Genomic DNA, 18,542 nt, shown 5'->3' with positions numbered 1-18,542 from the left:
AGGAGAGCCCCTGCCGCTGTGCCAGATAAAACGCCTCGTTCGCAAGAACGGGGCGTTTTTGTTTGTTATGCGCTTGTATAAACAAGCGGACTAGCCGCGTTGCACGTGGTCTTCGCTGGGTTTAGCCCGCAGCCGTACGTATCCATTCCCTGAATGCCTTCACCGCCCGCATGCCGGCGTCTCCCCGGCGATAGCACAGGAAGTGCATTTCCTTCTGGATGGACTTGAAGACATTCTCGTCCAGCCGCACCAGGTCCCCGCGCGCCAGTTCGGTCTCGGCGAAGCGCGCCGTCTCCAGCGCCACGCCCAGGCCATCGACGGCGGCGGCTACTGCCAGCGAGCCACGGTCAAAGGAGGGATGGGCGCGCGGCGGCAGGCGCACGCCGTGCAGGTCGAACCAGTCCTTCCAGCGCACCGGATTGAGCTTGGATTCGATCAGGGTGAGTTCCAGCAGATCGAGCGGCCCACGGATGGCGTGACGCTGCAGCAGAGCCGGAGAGCACAGCGGTACGGTCGGTTCCATGCCCAGGGCTTCGACGAGGACACCATCGCGGTGCGGCGGGGCGCCGTAGGCAATGTCGATATCGATGGCGGCGTCGCGCTGCAGGTCGATGGGCTCGGCGCTGGTGGACATCTGCAGGGTGATCGCCGGATGCGCCTGCATGAACTGCCCCAGGCGCGGACTCAACCACTTGCTGGCAAAGCTGGGCGCGCAATGCACCGCCAGTACGGCCCGCTCATCGGCCTGGCGGAACACCGCACAGGCGTCTTCGATCGCATCGAAGGCCGGGGAGAGCTTGCCCAGAAACAGCTGCCCCTGGAGGGTCAGCGTCACCCGCCGGGTCTGGCGGATGAACAACTCCTTGCCGCACCACTCCTCGAGCGAGCGCACCTGGTGACTGATGGCCGAGGTGGTCAGGTGCAGCTCCTGTGCCGCCAGTGTGAAACTGCCCAGCCGGGCAGCAGCCTCGAAGGCACGTAGCGAGAAGAAGGACGGCAGTTTGCGCATGGCGGATGGCTGGCAGGGTGGAGTGTGCGGCGGATCGGCTTATGGTTGAGCCGGATTCAACAATCGGTGAAAACAGGTCTTTTGTCAACGCGCGGGCGTACTGCCACCATGGCAGCCAGCCGTCAGGAAGACTACCTGCGCCCCTTCATTCCCGATAACAGGAGACCGCATCATGCTCGACACCGTCAAACGCACATCTGTCTACCAGCCCGAGCAACTGGGCCTGAGGTTCCCCGAGATTCCCGAGTTCAAGAGCTTCGACGAGCAGCGTCTCTACCTCAAGAAGCGTCTGGTCGCGGCCTGCCGCGCCTTCGCACAGCAAGGCTTCGACTATGGCTTCGCCGGCCACCTGACGGTGCGTGACCCGGAGCGTCCCCACCTGTACTGGACCAATCCGATGGCCGTGCATTTCAATCAGGTGCGTATGTCCAACCTGATCCTGGTGGATCACGAAGGTCGCGTGGTCGAAGGTGACTATGCTGTCAACCGCGCCGGTTTCGTGTTGCATGCGGCCGTGCACGAAGCGCATCCCGAGATCGTCGCCATGTGCCATGCCCATACCGAATACGGCACCGCTTTCTCCACGCTGGGCCAGCCGCTGTTGCCGATCAGCCAGGATGCCGCCGCCTTTTTCGAAGACCACGTGGTCATCGGCGACGAGGCCGGCCAGGTCGCCGTCGAGGTCAAGGCCGGGCATCGCGTGGCCAATGCCTTTGCCGGCGTGAAGGCGGCCATCCATCAGAACCACGGGCTGTTGACCGCCAGCCGCCACAGCATCGAATCGGCCGCCTTCTGGTTCATCGCCCTGGAACGCTGCTGCAAACAGCAGTTGCTCATCGCCGCCAGCGGCCAGACGCCGCGCCTGGTACCCGAAGACAAGGCCCGCTACAGCCGCGAACACGTCGGTAGCGACTATATCGGCTGGTTACACTTCCAGCCCATCTACGACGACCTGGTGGCGACCCAGCCCGACATGTTCACCTGAGCCGGCAATAGCGGCCGAGCCCCCGCAGAGGCGGCCGGCCAGCAGTACCCCATCACAACGGAGACCCCATGACCACCACTATCGCCACCGGCCACGCCGGGCTTGCGCCGGCCGCCGAAGAGCGGCTCTATGCCAAAGTCACCTGGCGCCTGATTCCCTTCCTCTTCATCTGCTACGTGGTCGCCTATCTCGACCGCGTCAACGTCGGTTTCGCCAAGCTGCAGATGCTGAATGAACTGCAGTTTTCCGAGGCCGTGTACGGCCTGGGCGCCGGTATCTTCTTCCTCGGGTATTTCATCTTCGAAGTGCCCAGCAACCTGATGCTGCATCGCTTCGGCGCGCGTCGCTGGATTGCCCGCATCATGTTCAGCTGGGGCATCATCTCCGGCGCCATGATGTTCGTGCAGACGCCTACCGTCTTCTACATCATGCGCTTCCTCCTGGGCGTGGCCGAGGCCGGCTTCTTCCCTGGCATCATCCTCTACCTGACCTACTGGTATCCCTCGGCCCGACGCTCCAAGGTGACGTCGCTGTTCATGACCGGCATCCCCATGGCCGGGGTACTGGGCGGTCCGCTGTCGGGCTGGATCCTGGCGACCTTCGATGGTGCGCATGGCATGGCGGGATGGAAGTGGCTGTTCCTGATCGAAGCCTTGCCTTCGCTGCTGCTGGGCGTGATGGTGCTCAAGTACCTGGACGACGGGATCAACAAGGCTTCCTGGCTCAACGATGACGAGAAGCGCCTGCTGCAGGCCAATATCGACGCCGACGACGCCAAGGTCAGCGAGCATTCGATGCTGGGTGGATTCCGCCATCCGATGGTGTGGATGCTGTCGGCGGCCTACTTCGGTTTCATCATGGGCCTGTATGGCATCGGCTTCTGGTTGCCAACGCTGATCAAGGCCTCCGGTGTGAGCAGCCCTGAAACCATCGGCTGGCTGGTCGCCATCCCCTATGCTGCGGCCACCCTGGCAATGATCTGGACCAGCACGCATTCCGATCGCACCGGTGAACGCCGCTGGCACGTGGCCCTGCCGGCGCTGTTGGGGATGGTCGGCCTGATTGCCAGTACCCTGCTGCCGCAGACGCCGCTGGTGGCCGTGGCCACGCTGACGCTGGCGACCATGGGCATCATTACCGGCCTGGCGCAGTTCTGGTGTCTGCCACCGGCCTTCCTGCGGGGTGCCGCTGCCGCCGCAGGGATCGCAGTCATCAACTCGGTGGGCAACCTGGCGGGTTTTGTCAGCCCCTTCATCGTCGGCTGGATCAAGGATGTCACGCACAGCACCAACAACGGCCTGTATGTGATCTCGGCCAGCCTGGTCGTGGCAGCGGCGATTGCCCTGTCGATGGCCAGGGAGAAAGTCAACCAGCCACGTTGACTGGCCGTCTCTAAAAATAAAGCCGGGACATCGCAAGATGCCCCGGCTTTGTGACTACCCGGCGTAGTACCCCGGTTGCCTGCGCAGGCCAGGCAATCAGCCGCGGGCCTTGTTACCGGTCAATTGCTCCACCACCTGCCGTGGCGCCTCGGCATAGTGCTTGAACTCCATCGAGTAGGTGGCGCGACCCTGCGACAGTGAACGCAGCGTGGTCGAGTAGCCGAACATTTCCGACAGGGGGACTTCGGCGCGCACCAGCTTGCCGCCGCCGACCATGTCTTCCATGCCCTGCACCATTCCGCGCCGCGAGGACAGGTCGCCCATCACGTTGCCCATGAATTCCTCGGGCGTTTCCACCTCGACCTGCATCATCGGCTCCAGCAGCATGGGACCGGCGCGCTTCATCGCTTCCTTGAAGGCCATCGAGCCCGCCATGCGGAAGGCGTTTTCGTTGGAGTCCACGTCGTGATACGACCCGAAGGTCAGCGTGGCCTTCACGTCCACTACCGGATAACCCGCCAGCACACCCGCCTTGAGCGATTCCTGGATACCCTTGTCCACCGCCGGGATGAATTCGCGCGGGACCACGCCACCCTTGATGGCATCGACGAATTCATAGCCCTTGCCGGCCGGTTGCGGCTCCAGCTTGATCACCACATGGCCGTACTGACCGCGTCCGCCCGACTGCTTGACGAACTTGCCTTCCACGTCTTCCACGCCCTTGCGGATCGCTTCGCGGTAGGCCACCTGCGGCTTGCCGACGGTGGCTTCGACGTTGAACTCGCGCTTCATGCGGTCCACCAGGATTTCCAGGTGCAGCTCGCCCATGCCCGACATGATGGTCTGGCCCGATTCCTCGTCGGTATGCACGCGGAAGGACGGATCCTCCTGCGCCAGGCGGTTCAGGGCAATGCCCATCTTTTCCTGGTCGGCCTTGGTCTTCGGTTCCACCGCCTGCGAGATCACCGGTTCCGGGAAGATCATGCGTTCCAGGATGATCGGGTGCTCCGGGTCCGACAGGGTGTCACCGGTGGTCACGTCCTTCAGACCGACGGCCGCCGCGATATCGCCGGCGAACACTTCCTTGATCTCCTTGCGCTCGTTGGCGTGCATCTGCAGGATGCGGCCCAGGCGTTCCTTCCTGCCCTTCAGCGGGTTGTAGACCGTGTCGCCGGAGTTGATGAGGCCGGAATACACGCGGAAGAAGGTCAGTTGCCCCACGAACGGGTCGGTCATGATCTTGAAGGCCAGGGCCGAGAACGGTTCCTCGTCCGACGGATGGCGCTCGATCTCGCTGTCGTCCTCGGCATGGCCGGCGATGGCCGGCACGTCGATGGGCGAGGGCAGGTAGTCGATCACCGCATCCAGCATGGCCTGCACGCCCTTGTTCTTGAAGGCGCTGCCAGCCAGCATCGGCACGATCTCGTTGGCCACCGTGCGCAGGCGCAGGCCGCGCTTGATGTCGTCCTCGGTCAGGGGAGTGCCGGAGAGGTATTTCTCCAGCAATTCCTCATTGGCCTCGGCGGCCTGCTCGACCATGCGGTCGCGCCATTCGCGTGCGGTCTCTTCCAGCTCCAGCGGGATGTCTTCGTACTTGAACAGCACGCCCTGGCTGGCCTCGTCCCAGATGATGGCCTTCATCTTGACCAGGTCGATCACACCCGAGAAGTGGTCTTCCGCGCCCACCGGAATCTGGATGGGGACGGCTTTGCCCTTCAGGCGTTCTTCGATCTGACGCTGCACGCGGAAGAAGTCTGCGCCGATGCGGTCCATCTTGTTGACGAAGGCGATGCGCGGCACCTTGTACTTGTTGGCCTGGCGCCAGACGGTCTCGGACTGCGGTTGCACGCCACCCACCGAGTCGTACACCATCACCGCGCCATCCAGCACGCGCATGGAACGCTCCACCTCGATGGTGAAGTCCACGTGGCCCGGGGTATCGATGATGTTGATGCGATGCTCGGGGTAATTGCCGGCCATGCCTTTCCAGAAGGCGGTGGTGGCGGCCGAGGTGATGGTGATGCCGCGTTCCTGCTCCTGCTCCATCCAGTCCATGGTGGCCGCACCGTTATGCACTTCGCCGATCTTGTGATTCACACCCGTATAAAAAAGAATGCGCTCGGTGGTCGTGGTCTTGCCCGCGTCGATGTGGGCGCTGATACCGATGTTGCGGTAGTTTTCTATTCGGGTCTTGCGGCTCATGGCATGTCCTTTCGATGGGTGCCTATTTGACTGATGAGGTGGGAAACAGGTGGTCATGGACCACCAATCCTGTTCGGTACACGCTTATTTATGTAACGAGCATTAGATAATAGAAACGACTGCGGGATTATTCAAGGGGTTTGCAATTATTTTTGTAACCCCGATTAAAATAAACTACACTGCCTGACGTATCCATTACCGATTGGGGTAACACCCCGCAAAGGACACCGATGATAAGAACCCGCGGCCGCCCGCGCAGTTTCGATCGCGATCAGGCATTGCGCCAGGCCATGCAAGTCTTCTGGAACAAGGGTTACGAAGGCACCACCATGGCCGACCTGACCGATGCCATCGGCGTGAAGGCCCCAAGCCTGTACGCCGCCTTCGGCGACAAGGATGCCTTGTTCCGCGAGGTGGTGGAAGTCTATTCGCGCACCGTCAGCGCCGAACCCTTGCGCCTGTTGCAGGCTGGAAAGGGCATACGCGAAGATCTGCAGGCCATGCTGCGCGCCAGCGTGCGCATGTATTCCGGCAAATCCGAGTTACCGGGATTGCCGGTTGGCAAAGGCTGCATGGTGGTGATTTCCGCCATCAACTGTGCCCCCGAGAACAGCGAACACAGTGATGCGCTGTCGCAACGCCGGCACAAGCGCCGCAACGAGATCCGTGCCCGCCTGCTACAGGCGCAACGCGATGGGGAGATTCGCGCCGATGCCGACGTGACCGCGCTGGGCGATTTCTACACCAGCTTCCTCAATGGACTGGCGCTGGGCGCCCGGGACGGGGTGTCCAATGCGCGGCTGGCCGCCACGCTCAAGCACGCCATGCTGCCGCTGGAGAATGTGCTGGTGGAGGCGGGCAGTTGACACTGCGATGCCAGCGTTGGGAAGGGACATAAAAAAACGGGAGCCGAGGCTCCCGTTGTTCATTGGCTTGCTTGCTTGCAGCAGCTCAGGCCTTAGTCCTCAGGCCGCTTGTGCCAGGGCGCCGTCATTTTCCTTCAACTGGCCGCCCAGGGCGTCCACCAGCGCGGCCAGCAGCTTGGCCAGTTCGCCGCTCATCAGCATGAAATCGCCGTCGAAGCGTTCGTCGTCGTTCTTGCCGGCGATTTCGCTGTCTTCCTTGAGCACGTCCAGCGGCGCGATGCGCTTGACCGACAGGTTCTCGGTCAGCACGAAGGACACCTTGTCCGCCCAGGTCAGGGCCAGGCGGGTGCACTGCTTGCCGGCCTCGATGTGGCGGCGGATGTCTTCCGCTTCCAGTGCGTGGCGGACATAGCGCACGGTGGCCTTGCTCTCGGCGGTGGAGCGCAGTTCGGTATCCTGGTCCACGGTGAAGCCGTTGGGGGCTTCATCGCTGACCAGCCAGTCGGTCATCGCCGCGCCTGGCGACATGACCGTGCGCAGCGTTTCCAGCGGGAACTTCGGAATGGCCTTGAACAGCAGTTTCAGGACTTCCTCGGCCTTGGAGGGCGAGCCGGCGTCGACCAGCAGCCAGCCATTGACCGGATCGATCCACACCCAGGTGCTGCGCACCACGGAAAAGGCGCGTGGCAGCAGCTCATCGGTGACCTGCTCCTTCAATTCCTTGGTCTGCTTGCGGCCGGGCGGGAAGCCCTGCTGTTCTTCCAGCTCGGCGGCGCGGGCCTTGGTGACCTGGTTGATGACGGTCGAGGGCAGCAGTTTCTTTTCGGTATCGAGCTTGAGCAACAGCTGGCGGTTCACCACATGCACCAGCTTTTCATTGTTGCGCGGCGGGACCCAGCCCTGGCTTTGCATGTCCAGGCTGGAGCAGGCGGTGAAGGCCTGCGGTGCCAGGTGGGATTCGAGTTCGTCGGCGTTGATCGCCCACGGTGCGGGCAGACGATAGATCTGTAGATTCTTAAACCACATAGGCTTCCGGAGGCAGGGGCAAAAAGGAAGATTTTACACGTCCGTCCCGACACAAGCGATGTCGGATTGTCCACGTCCGTCCCTGAATTCTCCATCCCGCGACAGTGCCGTCGCCTATGGTTCAGTAATGCGGCGGCCTTTCATTGGCCGCCGCACGATCCTGACTGCTGTCGGACATTTCCTTGAAGCGTTTGGCCAGGGCATGCAGCAGCATTTCCAGTTCTTCGATCTTCTTCTGCTGGCGATAGACGGTCTGGTTCAGCTCATCCACCAGGTCTTCCTGATGGGCGATCTTCATCTCGATGTCGATGATGCGGTCTTCGTTGATCACTTCTGTCCTTCCGTAGAGGGGGTGGCCAGGCCGGCATGGCGGCCTTCGTCCTTGAGCCATTGGACTACGCCAAGGCCGGCGGCATGGCCGGTGGCGAAGCAGGCGGTGAGCAGGTAGCCGCCCGTGGGCGCTTCCCAGTCCAGCATTTCGCCGGCGCAGAACACACCCGGCAGGGCGCGCAGCATCAGTGCGTCGTCCAGCGCCTCGAAGCTGACGCCACCGGCACTGCTGATGGCTTCCTCGATCGGACGCGGTCGCAACACCGGCAGCGGCAGTGCCTTGATGGCACGCGCCAGCTTGCCCATGTCGGCGAAATCTTCCTTGCTCATCAGTTCGCGCAGCAGGCCGGCCTTGACGCCCTTGAGATGCAGGCGGCTCTGCAGGTGGCTGGACAGCGAGCGGGCGCCCCGTGGATGGGCCAGCTCGGCTTCCACCTTTTCCAGCGACCAGTCCGGCAGCAGGTCCAGATAGAGGCGGGCCGATCCGGTGCTGGCGATGGTCTCGCGCAGGGCGGCCGACATGGCATAGACCAGGCTGCCTTCGATGCCTTGTGCGGTGACGATGAATTCACCGCGACGATTCTGTACGCCGCCACTGGGCAGCGCGGTACTGGCGACCACCGGCTTGACCGGCTCGCCGGCGAAGCGCTCGCGGAAGTGTTCGCTCCAGTCCAGTTCGAAGCCGCAGTTGGAGGGCTGCAGCGCAGCGACCTCGACCTGCCGTTCACGCAGCAATGGCACCCAGCTCCCGTCCGAGCCCAGGCGCGGCCAGCTCGCTCCGCCCAGGGCCAGGACCACGGCGTCGGCGCGCACGCTGATGTCGCCCTCGGGGCCGGCCAGGTGCAGGCTGCCGTCGTCCTGCCAGCCCAGCCAGCGATGGCGCATGTGCAGGCGCACGCCGGACTCGCGCAGGCGATGCAGCCAGGCGCGCAGCAGCGGCGCAGCCTTCATCTCGCGCGGGAAGACCCGGCCGGAACTGCCGACGAAGGTCTCGATGCCGAGATCATGGATCCACTGGCGCAGGCGATCCGCATCGAAGCGGCGCACGAAGGGCGCGACCTGCTCGCGGCGATTGCCGTAGCGCGGCAGGAAGTCGGGCTGCGCTTCGGAGTGCGTGATGTTCATGCCGCCACGCCCGGCCAGCAGGAACTTGCGGCCGGCCGAGGGCATGGCGTCATAGACGTCCACGGCCAGGCCATGGGCGGCCAGCACTTCGGCCGCCATCAGCCCGGCCGGGCCGGCACCGATCACGACTGCGCGGCCGTTGCCTGGGGTGTTGCTTGGGAGAGTCTGCATCTGTGTCATGCGCGGGATGATACCGCCCGCCTGCGCTGAGCGCACGCGATTGCCGCACATTGCTGCGGTGGCGGTCAGTAGTGGTCAGCTGCGATCAACGACGATGCGGTGCGCTGTACTTGTTTTCCAGGCGCGATACGACCAGCGCCAGGCAGATGGTCATGGAGAAATACAGTACCGAGATGGTGATATACGGTTCCCAGTAGCGGGCATAGGTGCCGGCCACGGTACGAGCCGCATACGCCAGTTCGGCCAGGCCGATGGCCGAGACCAGGGACGAATCCTTCAGCAGCGTGATGGCTTCGTTGCCCAGCGGAGGCAGCATTCGGCGAAAGGCCTGGGGCAGCACCACGTAGCGCATCGTCAGGCCGTAGTTCATGCCCAGGCTGGCGGCGGCATAGGACTGGCCGCGCTCGATGGACTGGATGCCGGCGCGGAAGATTTCCGAAATGTAGGCCCCGGCATTGAGCGACAAGGCCACCGTACCCGACAGGAAGGCGCCGTAGTCCTGCTTGATGGTCCTGGCCAGTTCACCGCTGATCAGGAGGCCATGTTCCTGCTGCACCAGCAAGGGCATCACTGCAAAGTGGATCAGCATGATCTGCACGAACAACGGCGTGCCACGGAAAAAGGCCACATAGAAGCCGGACAGCCAGCGCAGGCATCTGAGCGGCCACTTCCAGGCGCCGTGCTGTACCTCGGCCAGGCGCAGCATGCCCACCAGCAAGCCGATCACGGTGCCGATCAGGATACTGATCAGCGACACCTGCAAGGTCATGAGAACGCCCTTGGCGAACAGCGGCGCATAGCCTTGGATGATGCTCCAGCGGAAATCCATGTCGGACTCGATCGGTGATTGAAGAAATCGGGTGTCGAAAATGCAGGACGGCGGCATGGCGCCGCCGTCCTGTCTTGGCAGCGGTCTGCTTACTTGCCGAAGTATTGTGCGCTGATGGCGGCGAAGCTGCCATCGGCCTTCATCTCGGCCAGGCCCTTGTTGATCCTGGCCAGCAGTTCCGGATCATCCTTGCGCACGGCGATGCCGTAGTCTTCCTTGGGGAAATCCGGATCGGTGACGGTGCGCAGCTTGCTGTTGGGGTTGTTGGCGATGTAGTTCTTGACCACCGGCTCATCGGCCACGACCGCATCGACGCCACCGCTTTCCAGTTCCTTCAGGGCCAGCGGGGTCGAGTCGAAGCGCTTGATCTTGGCGCTGTTCTTGCCCAGCACCTGCTGCACCAGTTCGTCGCCGGAGGTGGCGCTCTGGGTACCCACGGTCAGGGGCTTCAGGTCGGTCATCTTGCTGACCTTGGTATCAGCGGCCGGCAGGGCGATGGTCTGGGTGGCCACGAAGTAGGGCTCGGAGAAGGCCACCGACTTCTTGCGCTCGTCGGTGATGGTGATGGCCGAGATCAGCAGGTCACGGTCACCCTGCGCCAGGAAGTTGAAGAAGCCTTCGAACGGAGTCGGCACGAACTTGACTTCGATGCCGATCTTCTTGGCCAGCGCCTTCATGATGTCGATGTCGAAGCCGACCACTTCCTTCTGTTCGTTTTCCGAGGAGAAGGGCGCATAGGCCGATTCCACGCCAACCACGTACACGCGTGCCGGGGCGGCCTGCGGCGCGGCGGCAGCGGCGCTCTTGTCTTCCTGCTTGCCGCAGGCAGCCAGGCCCAGCATGCCGACGAAGCCGGCGGTCAGCGCCAGCGCGCGGGCGTGGCGGGAGAACATCTTGATCATCTTGTGGATTTCCTTGTCTGGAATGGTTGGGCGGAGCAAGGCGGCACGCGCGGATGGCACAGCCGGTGATGTTGCTCCGGTGAAACTTGGGGATTTTTTAGCAGGCGGCATTTTAAACCGCGAGACGGCCGGGGCGGGCGCTTGCACATCAAATCCGGGCAAATCGCACAATATATGTGCGTGTGGACGACATTTTTGCCACGTTTTGAACACTCTGGCGCGGCCAGGCTCAACTTCCTTCCGGCGTCGGACGAGGTTTCTGCAACAAGGCCTTCAGATTGGCCAGCCGCGCCTGGGGCGTGATCTTTTCACTTTCCTGCGGCACCGCCTCGCCTTCGTCCAGCCGCATCTCCTTCACGAAGCGCGAAATCTGGCACTCGATCACTTCCTTGGCGCGCTTGCGGCGCTTGCACCAGGACAGGTGCAGCGAGCGCTGGGCGCGGGTGATGCCGACATACATCAACCGGCGTTCTTCTTCCACGCGTGCGGCGGCGGCTTCGGGCGGGGTATCGGGGTCGCCCTTGTGGGGCAGAATGCCTTCTTCCACACCCACCAGGAAGACGTGCGGAAACTCCAGTCCCTTGGAGGCGTGCAGGGTCGACATGCGCACCGCATCCTGCTCTTCATCGCGGCCTTCGAGCATGCTCATCAGGGCCACCATCTGGGTGATCTCCAGCAGGTTCTTTTCCTCGCCGTCGCCATCGCGGCCGCCGCAGGCGCGTTCCTTCAGCCAGTTGATGAAGTCCACCACGTTCTGCCAGCGTGCCTGGGCGGCGCGCTCCTCGAAGCTGTCATAGAGGTAGAACTCGTAGTTGATGGCCTCCATCATGTCGTCCAGCACGCGGCCGGCCTCGGCACCGCTGCCGGAGGGGCCGGGGCGGGTGGCACGCGATTCCAGGGCGTTGATGAAGTCGCAGAACTTGCGCAGCGGCAGCAGCTGGCGGTCGGTCAGCTTGTCTTCCAGGCCGCCCTTGTAGACGGCCTCGAACAGCGAGCACTGCCACTGCCCGGCCAGCGTACCCAGCACTTCCAGTGTGGCCTGGCCGACGCCCCGGCGCGGGGTAGTGACGGCGCGGATGAAGGCGGGGTCGTCATCCTGGTTGGCGATCAGGCGCAGGTAGGCAATGATGTCCTTGATCTCGGCGCGGTCGAAGTAGCTCTGTCCGCCCGACATGACGTAGGGAATGCGTTCGCGCCGCAGCGATTTTTCCAGGATGCGGGCCTGGTGGTTGCCGCGGTACAGGATGGCGTAGTCGGCGAACTTGGCGCGCCGTTCGAAGCGGTGCGCCGAGAGGGTGATGGCGATCTGGTCGGCCTCGGCTTCCTCGTCATCCATGGCCATCACGCTGATCGGATCGCCCAGACCGTGTTCCGACCACAGGGTCTTGTCGAACAGCTTTGGGTTGTTGGAAATGACCGCATTGGCCGCCTGCAGGATGCGCGTGCTGGAGCGGTAGTTCTGTTCCAGCTTGATCAGGTGCAGGTTGGGGAAGTCCACACCCAGCAGTTTGAGGTTTTCGATGGTGGCGCCGCGCCAGGCATAGATGGCCTGGTCGTCGTCGCCCACGGCGGTGAACATGGGCTTCTTGCCCACGCCGGTGACCAGCAGCTTGACCAGTTCGTACTGGCAGGTGTTGGTGTCCTGGTATTCATCGATGAGCAGATAGCGCAGCTTGCGCTGCCAGCGGTCGCGTACTTCCTCGTTGCTGCGGAACAGTTCCACCGGCAGGCGGATCAGGTCGTCGAAGTCCACTGCCTGGTAGGCCTTGAGCGTGGCGACATAGCTGCGATAGATGCGGGCCGCCTGGGCCTCGTCCTCGGTGCGGGCGTTCTTCTCGGCCAGTGTCGGATCGACCAGGCCGTTCTTCCACAGCGAGATGGCGTTCTGGATGCCGCGGATGATGGCCTTGTCGGTGGTTACCGCCAGTTCTTGCACCAGGGAAAAACAATCGTCGCTGTCCATGATTGAAAAGCGGTCCTTCAGCCCCAGATGCTTGGACTCCTGCCGCAGTATCTTCACCCCCAGCGAATGGAAGGTCGACACCGTGAGGTGCTTGGCCTGTTTCGGGTCCTTCAACAGCTTGGCGATACGCTCCTGCATTTCCAGCGCAGCCTTGTTGGTGAAGGTCAGCGCGGCGATGTTGCGCGATTCGTAACCGCAGTTCTCGATCAGGTGTGCGATCTTCTGCGTGATCACCCGGGTCTTGCCCGAGCCGGCCCCGGCCAGCACCAGGCAAGGTCCGGCCATGTAGTGGACGGCTTCGCTTTGTGGCTTGTTCAGGCCGAAAGAAGGGGCGGACATACGGAGGGTATCGGCGGCGGCAGGGGGTGGAAAAGAGGCGCCATTGTAGCAGTCCGCCTGCAGCCCGGCCGCTTCAGGTCGCTACCGGCGGACCGGCCCTGTGGGACAATGCGCGCATGGGCTCACCCAGCGTGGCCAGACTAAACGAGTGCAAACATGAAATTCAATCACCTCATCCAGATCAACGATCCGCTCAACCCGCTGATCGACACCCTGAGCCGCGACGAGCTGTGGCATGGCCTGGTCCTGCGGGCGGAGTCGCCGCGCCTGTTCATGCCGCACCTGGACGAGTGCCGCCTGTCCGACAAGAGCCTGGAGGGCGTGCATCGCGAGTTGCGCTATGGCGAACTGGTGATCATCGACAAGGTGAGCTACCTGCCGCAGATCCAGGTGCTCTACGAAGTGCCGGCGCAGGGTGACATCCCGGCCTCGCGCATGAGCATGACCATCGAGGAGCCGCAGGCCGAGGTGCTGTTCGTGCGCTTCGAGTACGACGATGGCAAGCCGGCCGATATCGATGGTTCCGAAGCCTTCTACGACAATTTCCGGCGCCAGGCCTATCAGGAGGCCGATATCGATACGATACGCATCATCCGTGAATTGTCCCAGCGCGGCGGCTTGCACTGAGTGACGTCCCCTGTCTGGCAGTCATTTCCGCATGCGAAAAGCGCGGCTCCCCAGGGAGACCGCGCTTTTTTTCAGTCTGGTGCCAACACTCAGGCCAGCAAGCGTCCCAGTGCGCCGTTGACCAGTGCGCCGCCGATCACCAGCCAGGCGAACAGCACGGCACCCAGGATCATCGGCTTGATGCCGGCGCTGCGCAGGGCCGAGAGGTGGGTGGACAGACCCAGGGCGGCCATGGCCATGGCCAGCATCAGGGTATCGATCTGCAGCAGCACCTGGTTGACCTGGGCCGGCAGCGGGAAGAAGGAGTTGAAGATCACCACGCCGATGAAGGCAAAGGCAAACCAGGGAATGGACAGCTTGCGCTGCTGGTGCGACTGGTGCGGTTGGTGTTGCTGACCCGAGCTGCGCGGAGCGACCCGCATCGACAGCATCAGCAGGAAGGGCGCCAGCATCATCACGCGGACCATCTTGGTGATCACCGCCACGTCGGCCGTATGCTGGTCGATGGAGCGCGCTGCAGCCAGCACTTGCGCCACTTCATGGACGGTGGAACCGATGTAGACGCCGAAGTCCGGCAGGCGCAGGCCCCAGACCGGTTCGGCCTGCAAGGTGTAGAGCAGCGGATAGAGGAAGATGGCCAGGGAGCCGAAGATCACCACCGTCGATACCGCCACGGTGACTTCTTCGCTGCGTGCCCGCAGTACCGGTTCGGTTGCCATCACCGCGGCCGCGCCACAGATCGAGCTGCCGGCGCCGATCAGCAACGCGGCATCGCGATCCAGCTTCAGCACCCGGGTACCGACCAGCCAGGCCAGGCCGAAGGTGGAAAGCAGCATGGCCGCATCGATCACCACCCCGGAGATGCCGACATGGGCGATGTCCTGGAAGGTCAGGCGAAAGCCGTACAGGATGATGCCGGCGCGCAGCAGCGTCTGCTTGGAAAAGCGCACGCCCTCGCCACAGTAGGCGCCCATGCGCGCATAGACGGTGTTGCCCAGGATGATGCCCAGCACGATGGCCACCGTCAGGGCCGAAAAGCCGTGGTTCTGCAGCCAGGCGATATCGCCCAGGCGCATGGCGACCCACGCCACCGCGCCCGAGAGGACGATGCCGGCCAGCGCGGGATGCAGGGGGGAAGTTTGGGTTGCGGTACGCATGATGCTCTCCACACAGGATGTGTTCGATAGATCAGTTCGGTTGATGGAGTGCACTGTACGTGGGCTGGATGTAAAAGAAAAACGCGTTGTTTTGCTAATATCTACCTGTTAAATGGGTAGATTGATGGTGGCTCCCGGGCGCCGGGAATGCACTTGGTGGATATTGGGGAAAATATGCGGATCACACTCAGGCAATTGCAGATCTTCCTGGCCGTGGCCCAGTCGGGTTCGACCACGGCCGCAGCCGGGCTGGTCGCCTTGTCGCAATCGGCGGCCAGCGCTTCACTCAATGAGCTGGAGAGTCTGCTGGGCGTGCAGCTGTTCGACCGTGTCGGCAAACGGCTGGTCTTGAACGACAGCGGACGGCAGCTGCTGCCGCAGGCACGCCACATGCTGGACGCCGCCCATACCATCGAGCGCCAGTTCAACGACCCGGCCTCCGGCAGCGAGCTGCATCTGGGGGCCTCCACCACCATTGGCAGCTATCTGTTGCCGGCCATGATCGCGGCCTATCGCCGGGATCACACCGGTGCACGGGTACGGGCGCTGGTGGCCAATACGGCCGACATCGTCGATGCGGTGGTCAATTTCGAGGTCGATGCCGGCCTGATCGAAGGCCCCTGCCACGCCGATGACGTGCAGGTCGAACCGTGGATGATGGACGAGCTGATCGTGGTGGCCGCGCCCGCGCATCCCATTGTCACGGGCGGGCGCAAGATCACGCTGAAGATGTTGCGCGAGGCCGACTGGCTCTTGCGCGAGGCCGGTTCAGGCACGCGCGAGGCGGTCGAGCATGCCCTGATTCCCTATCTGCACCACTTGCCGTCGTCGTTCGAATTCGGCAATTCTGAGGCGATCAAGCGCGCCACCGCCGAAGGCCTGGGTATCAGTTGCCTGTCGCGCTCGGTGGTGGAGGACCTGATCGAGTCCGGCAAGCTGGTCGAACTGGAGACCCCGTTGCCGACCTTGCGCCGCCATTTCTACATGGTCGTCAGCCGCCACCGGGCTGCTTCGCCCAGCCTGGCGGCGCTGTTGTCGTTCTGTCGGGAGTGGGCGCAGCAGCAACCCCGCTAGCGCAGGGCGGCCGGTGCCATTTCAGATCGGCTCGAAGACGCCGGCACTGCGGTTCTTGGCGACCTTGTTCCAGGCGAAGATGCGTCCATTCATCGCCACATACACACCCGGTGGCAGCACTTGCGCCACGCCGCAGGCGAAGCCGAAATTGAACAGGGCATCGGAGTTGGCGATCTCGTAGGGGATCATGGCGCCGGTCAGCACCACGGTCTTGTCGGTCAGCGCCTGGCCCAGCACCTGGGCGGTCTGCTGCATGGTATCGGTGCCGTGCACGATGACAATGGCCTGTTGCTGCGAGGCCTGGCAGGCCGCCAGCACGCGCTGGCGATCGCCATCCTGCATCTCCAGCGAATCGAGCAGGCTCAGGATTTCGAGGGACACTTCGGTGGTGATGCGGGCACGGGCGATGACGTCCGGCAGGTGGCTTTCGCCGAAGCCAAGCTGGCCTGCGATTTCGTCATAGTGCTTGTCGAAGGTGCCGCCGGTGGCGATGATGCGCAGGCTCATGGTCTTCCTATCTTCCAACTGGTCAAAAAATCGAGAAATCGAGAAAAGGGTGTTCCGGGGATCAAGCAAGGAACGCTCCAATGGCGCGGGGAACGGCAGTTCCGGCACGGGCCAGCCGCTATCTTACACGCAGCCGCGGCGGTTTCCTGCCTGGTGCGACCGTGGCGCACGCGTTGCGGCCTGGTCGCCAATGCGATTCTGCAAGGACATCTATAATGGTTCGGATATGAAACCTTTGGCACCCGGCACCGTTATCTTCCACCGCCATCGCGGCTATGGCGTGATCGTGCTCGTCAACCTGTTGACGGGCTGGATTTCTGCACGTTTCGGCAGTGAAGTGCGTACGCTGGATCTGAACCTGTCCTCCGACGAAGTGCAGCACGCCGATGGCACGCCCATCCTGTTCCGTCGCACCCCGCCGGACCGCATGCCGCATGCCCGGCTCATGGAGATGGTGCGCGAACTGCATCGTGCCGGTTATCAGCGGCTCTATCTCTACAGCTGGCCCAAACCGTCCGGGCTGCACTGGCGCTGGCACCTGTTCAGCGGCCCGCGCAACTGGATCGAGCGGCCGTGGCGGGAGGGCTGGTATGGTTCGGGCGCCGATTACAACTTCAATCCGGTGCTGGGCTGGGGCGATGGCCCCTCGGCCTCGCCGCAGGAACTGGCACGCCTGCTGGCGCAGTTCGATCCGCACGGGCTGGCGCAGGCGCTGGGCGAGGACCAGGAGCACGCCAACTGGTTCGAGCTGGTGTGCGCCACCTTGTTGCCGGATTATGCGTTCAGCCTGGGCTGGCACTACAACGGCAGCATGCCGGAGCATCTGCCGGTCATTCCGGTGCGGCGCAATGTCCCGGAGTATGCCGGGCCACCGCTGCCATGGCCGCCGGGCTGGCGGCACCTGTGGAAGTCAGGCGGCCCGATGCCGCAGTCGGTGTATCAGCCGCCGGTGCGCACCATCCATCGCATCACCCCAGAACCTCAGGATTGAGCACGTTCGCGGGCGTGCCGGCGGCATAGTCCACGATGTTCCGGAAGGCGGCGCGGAAGTAGAGTTCGTAGCCGTCCTTTTCCACATACCCCAGGTGCGGGGTGGCCACCACGTTATCCATCTTCAGCAGGGGGGAGTCCACCGGCAAGGGTTCGCGCTCGAAGACATCGAGCCCGGCCAGGCCGGGGCGTCCTGCCGCCAGTGCGGCTTCCAGCGCGTCCGGCTCGACCAGCTCGGCGCGGCTGGTGTTGACGAAGCAGGCCGTCGGCTTCATCAGTGCCAGGTCGGCCGCCTTGACGATGCCGCGGGTGGCGTCGTTCAGGCGCAGGTGCAGGCTCAGTACATCGGCCTGGGCGAAGAAGGCTTCCTTGCTGGCAGCAGCCTGGTAGCCATCCTTGACTGCCTGTTCGCGGCTGGCCTCGCGGCCCCACACCAGCACCTGCATGCCGAAGGCGCGACCATAGCCTGCCACCATGCGACCGATCTTGCCGTAGCCCCAGATGCCCAGCGTGCGGCCCTTGAGTGCCGTGCCCAGCAGGTTCAGGTGCGGGGTGGGCGAGACCTGCTGCCAGGCACCGGCACGCAGCGCGCTGCAATACTGCGGCACCCGGCGCATGGCCGCCATGATCAGTGCCCAGGTCAGTTCGGCCGGCGCGGTCGGGTCGCCCACGCCTTCGACAATGGCGATGCCGCGCTCGGTGGCGGCAGCCACGTCGACATGACCACTGACCTTGCCGGTCTGCGAGATCAGCTTGAGCAGGGGCAGCTTTTCCAGGACGGGTCGGGTCAGGGCAGTGCGTTCGCGGATCAGCACCACGGCGTCGAAGGGTGACAGGCGCGCCACCAGCTGGCCGGTGCCGCGGATGGTATTGGTGAATACCTTGACGTCGTGACCGTCGAGCAGGCTGAAGCAATCGAGGTGGCGTACTACATCCTGGTAGTCGTCGAGGATGGCGATCTTCATGGGGGTCTCCGTGGCAGTCTTGCGGGGCTGCGCCGGCCAGGTGGGTGGCCGGCGTGGGCGTCCATCATAAAGCGATTGCCAGGA

The 18,542-nt window shown here is 63.5% G+C and carries 17 protein-coding genes; 6 read left to right on the top strand and 11 right to left on the bottom strand.

The genetic code is table 11. The annotated features are described in order from the left end of the window. Positions 1-121: 121 nt before the first annotated feature. Entirely contained in the window at positions 122-1,009 is an 888-nt protein-coding gene (locus HWE04_RS01000; protein WP_077236225.1) for a LysR substrate-binding domain-containing protein, read from the bottom strand. Between the two features lie 172 nt (positions 1,010-1,181). Here HWE04_RS01000 and HWE04_RS00995 point away from each other — a divergent pair, with 172 nt between their 5' ends. Then, positions 1,182-1,994 (top strand): class II aldolase/adducin family protein, encoded by an 813-nt coding sequence (locus HWE04_RS00995; RefSeq protein ID WP_006461377.1) that lies wholly within the window; start codon positions 1,182-1,184, stop codon positions 1,992-1,994. A gap of 68 nt (positions 1,995-2,062) precedes the next feature. Next, a complete protein-coding gene (locus HWE04_RS00990) occupies positions 2,063-3,376 on the top strand; it encodes an MFS transporter (protein WP_241811240.1) in 1,314 nt (437 codons plus the stop codon). 96 nt (positions 3,377-3,472) lie between these two features. Here the strand turns inward: HWE04_RS00990 and fusA are convergent, their stop codons facing one another. Continuing rightward, positions 3,473-5,578, bottom strand: coding sequence for an elongation factor G (gene fusA, locus HWE04_RS00985; RefSeq protein ID WP_006461379.1), 2,106 nt, complete (start codon positions 5,576-5,578; stop codon positions 3,473-3,475). Positions 5,579-5,808: 230 nt separating this feature from the next. On the opposite strand from fusA, the gene HWE04_RS00980 reads away from it, so the two are divergent. Further along, positions 5,809-6,444 carry a TetR/AcrR family transcriptional regulator gene (locus tag HWE04_RS00980; RefSeq protein WP_102662794.1) on the top strand — a complete coding sequence of 212 codons (636 nt, stop codon included), beginning with the start codon at positions 5,809-5,811 and terminating at the stop codon, positions 6,442-6,444. Between the two features lie 99 nt (positions 6,445-6,543). On the opposite strand, the gene HWE04_RS00975 is transcribed toward HWE04_RS00980, so the two are convergent. The 6 genes from HWE04_RS00975 to HWE04_RS00950 form a co-directional block, all read right to left on the bottom strand. Beyond that, positions 6,544-7,470, bottom strand: a complete 927-nt coding sequence (locus HWE04_RS00975; RefSeq protein WP_077236221.1) for a recombination-associated protein RdgC — start codon at positions 7,468-7,470, stop codon at positions 6,544-6,546. 121 nt (positions 7,471-7,591) lie between these two features. Continuing rightward, positions 7,592-7,801, bottom strand: a complete 210-nt coding sequence (locus HWE04_RS00970) for a SlyX family protein (RefSeq protein ID WP_006461382.1) — start codon at positions 7,799-7,801, stop codon at positions 7,592-7,594. After that, positions 7,798-9,096 carry a TIGR03862 family flavoprotein gene (locus HWE04_RS00965; RefSeq protein WP_241811239.1) on the bottom strand — a complete coding sequence of 433 codons (1,299 nt, stop codon included), beginning with the start codon at positions 9,094-9,096 and terminating at the stop codon, positions 7,798-7,800. The genes HWE04_RS00970 and HWE04_RS00965 overlap by 4 nt, the downstream gene beginning before the upstream one ends. Before the next feature lie 94 nt (positions 9,097-9,190). Then, positions 9,191-9,934: an amino acid ABC transporter permease gene (locus HWE04_RS00960; protein ID WP_006461384.1), complete on the bottom strand. Its 744-nt coding sequence runs from the start codon at positions 9,932-9,934 to the stop codon at positions 9,191-9,193. 89 nt (positions 9,935-10,023) lie between these two features. Continuing rightward, on the bottom strand, positions 10,024-10,836 hold the full coding sequence (locus HWE04_RS00955; RefSeq protein ID WP_241811238.1) for a basic amino acid ABC transporter substrate-binding protein: 813 nt from the start codon (positions 10,834-10,836) through the stop codon (positions 10,024-10,026). 229 nt (positions 10,837-11,065) lie between these two features. Beyond that, on the bottom strand, positions 11,066-13,138 hold the full coding sequence (locus HWE04_RS00950; RefSeq protein ID WP_077236217.1) for a UvrD-helicase domain-containing protein: 2,073 nt from the start codon (positions 13,136-13,138) through the stop codon (positions 11,066-11,068). 156 nt (positions 13,139-13,294) lie between these two features. Between HWE04_RS00950 and HWE04_RS00945 the strand changes: the two genes are divergently transcribed. After that, positions 13,295-13,765, top strand: coding sequence for an SRPBCC family protein (locus HWE04_RS00945; protein WP_006461387.1), 471 nt, complete (start codon positions 13,295-13,297; stop codon positions 13,763-13,765). Between the two features lie 89 nt (positions 13,766-13,854). Here the strand turns inward: HWE04_RS00945 and HWE04_RS00940 are convergent, their stop codons facing one another. Continuing rightward, on the bottom strand, positions 13,855-14,922 hold the full coding sequence (locus HWE04_RS00940) for a YeiH family protein (protein ID WP_241811237.1): 1,068 nt from the start codon (positions 14,920-14,922) through the stop codon (positions 13,855-13,857). Positions 14,923-15,096: 174 nt separating this feature from the next. Here HWE04_RS00940 and HWE04_RS00935 point away from each other — a divergent pair, with 174 nt between their 5' ends. After that, positions 15,097-15,996 (top strand): LysR family transcriptional regulator, encoded by a 900-nt coding sequence (locus tag HWE04_RS00935; protein ID WP_234294807.1) that lies wholly within the window; start codon positions 15,097-15,099, stop codon positions 15,994-15,996. Between the two features lie 21 nt (positions 15,997-16,017). On the opposite strand, the gene HWE04_RS00930 is transcribed toward HWE04_RS00935, so the two are convergent. Beyond that, positions 16,018-16,503 (bottom strand): asparaginase domain-containing protein, encoded by a 486-nt coding sequence (locus HWE04_RS00930; protein WP_241811236.1) that lies wholly within the window; start codon positions 16,501-16,503, stop codon positions 16,018-16,020. 226 nt (positions 16,504-16,729) lie between these two features. Here HWE04_RS00930 and HWE04_RS00925 point away from each other — a divergent pair, with 226 nt between their 5' ends. Further along, positions 16,730-17,494 (top strand): hypothetical protein, encoded by a 765-nt coding sequence (locus tag HWE04_RS00925; protein ID WP_006461391.1) that lies wholly within the window; start codon positions 16,730-16,732, stop codon positions 17,492-17,494. Here the strand turns inward: HWE04_RS00925 and HWE04_RS00920 are convergent. Then, a complete protein-coding gene (locus HWE04_RS00920) occupies positions 17,472-18,458 on the bottom strand; it encodes a D-2-hydroxyacid dehydrogenase family protein (protein WP_006461393.1) in 987 nt (328 codons plus the stop codon). The genes HWE04_RS00925 and HWE04_RS00920 overlap by 23 nt on opposite strands. Between the last annotated feature and the right edge of the window lie 84 nt (positions 18,459-18,542).

Origin of the sequence: Herbaspirillum sp. C7C2, assembly GCF_022627865.1 — a bacterium.
Classification (GTDB): domain Bacteria; phylum Pseudomonadota; class Gammaproteobacteria; order Burkholderiales; family Burkholderiaceae_D; genus Herbaspirillum; species Herbaspirillum frisingense.
The sequence above is the reverse complement of the archived record's forward strand: the minus strand, read 5'-3'. Positions and strand labels throughout refer to the sequence as shown.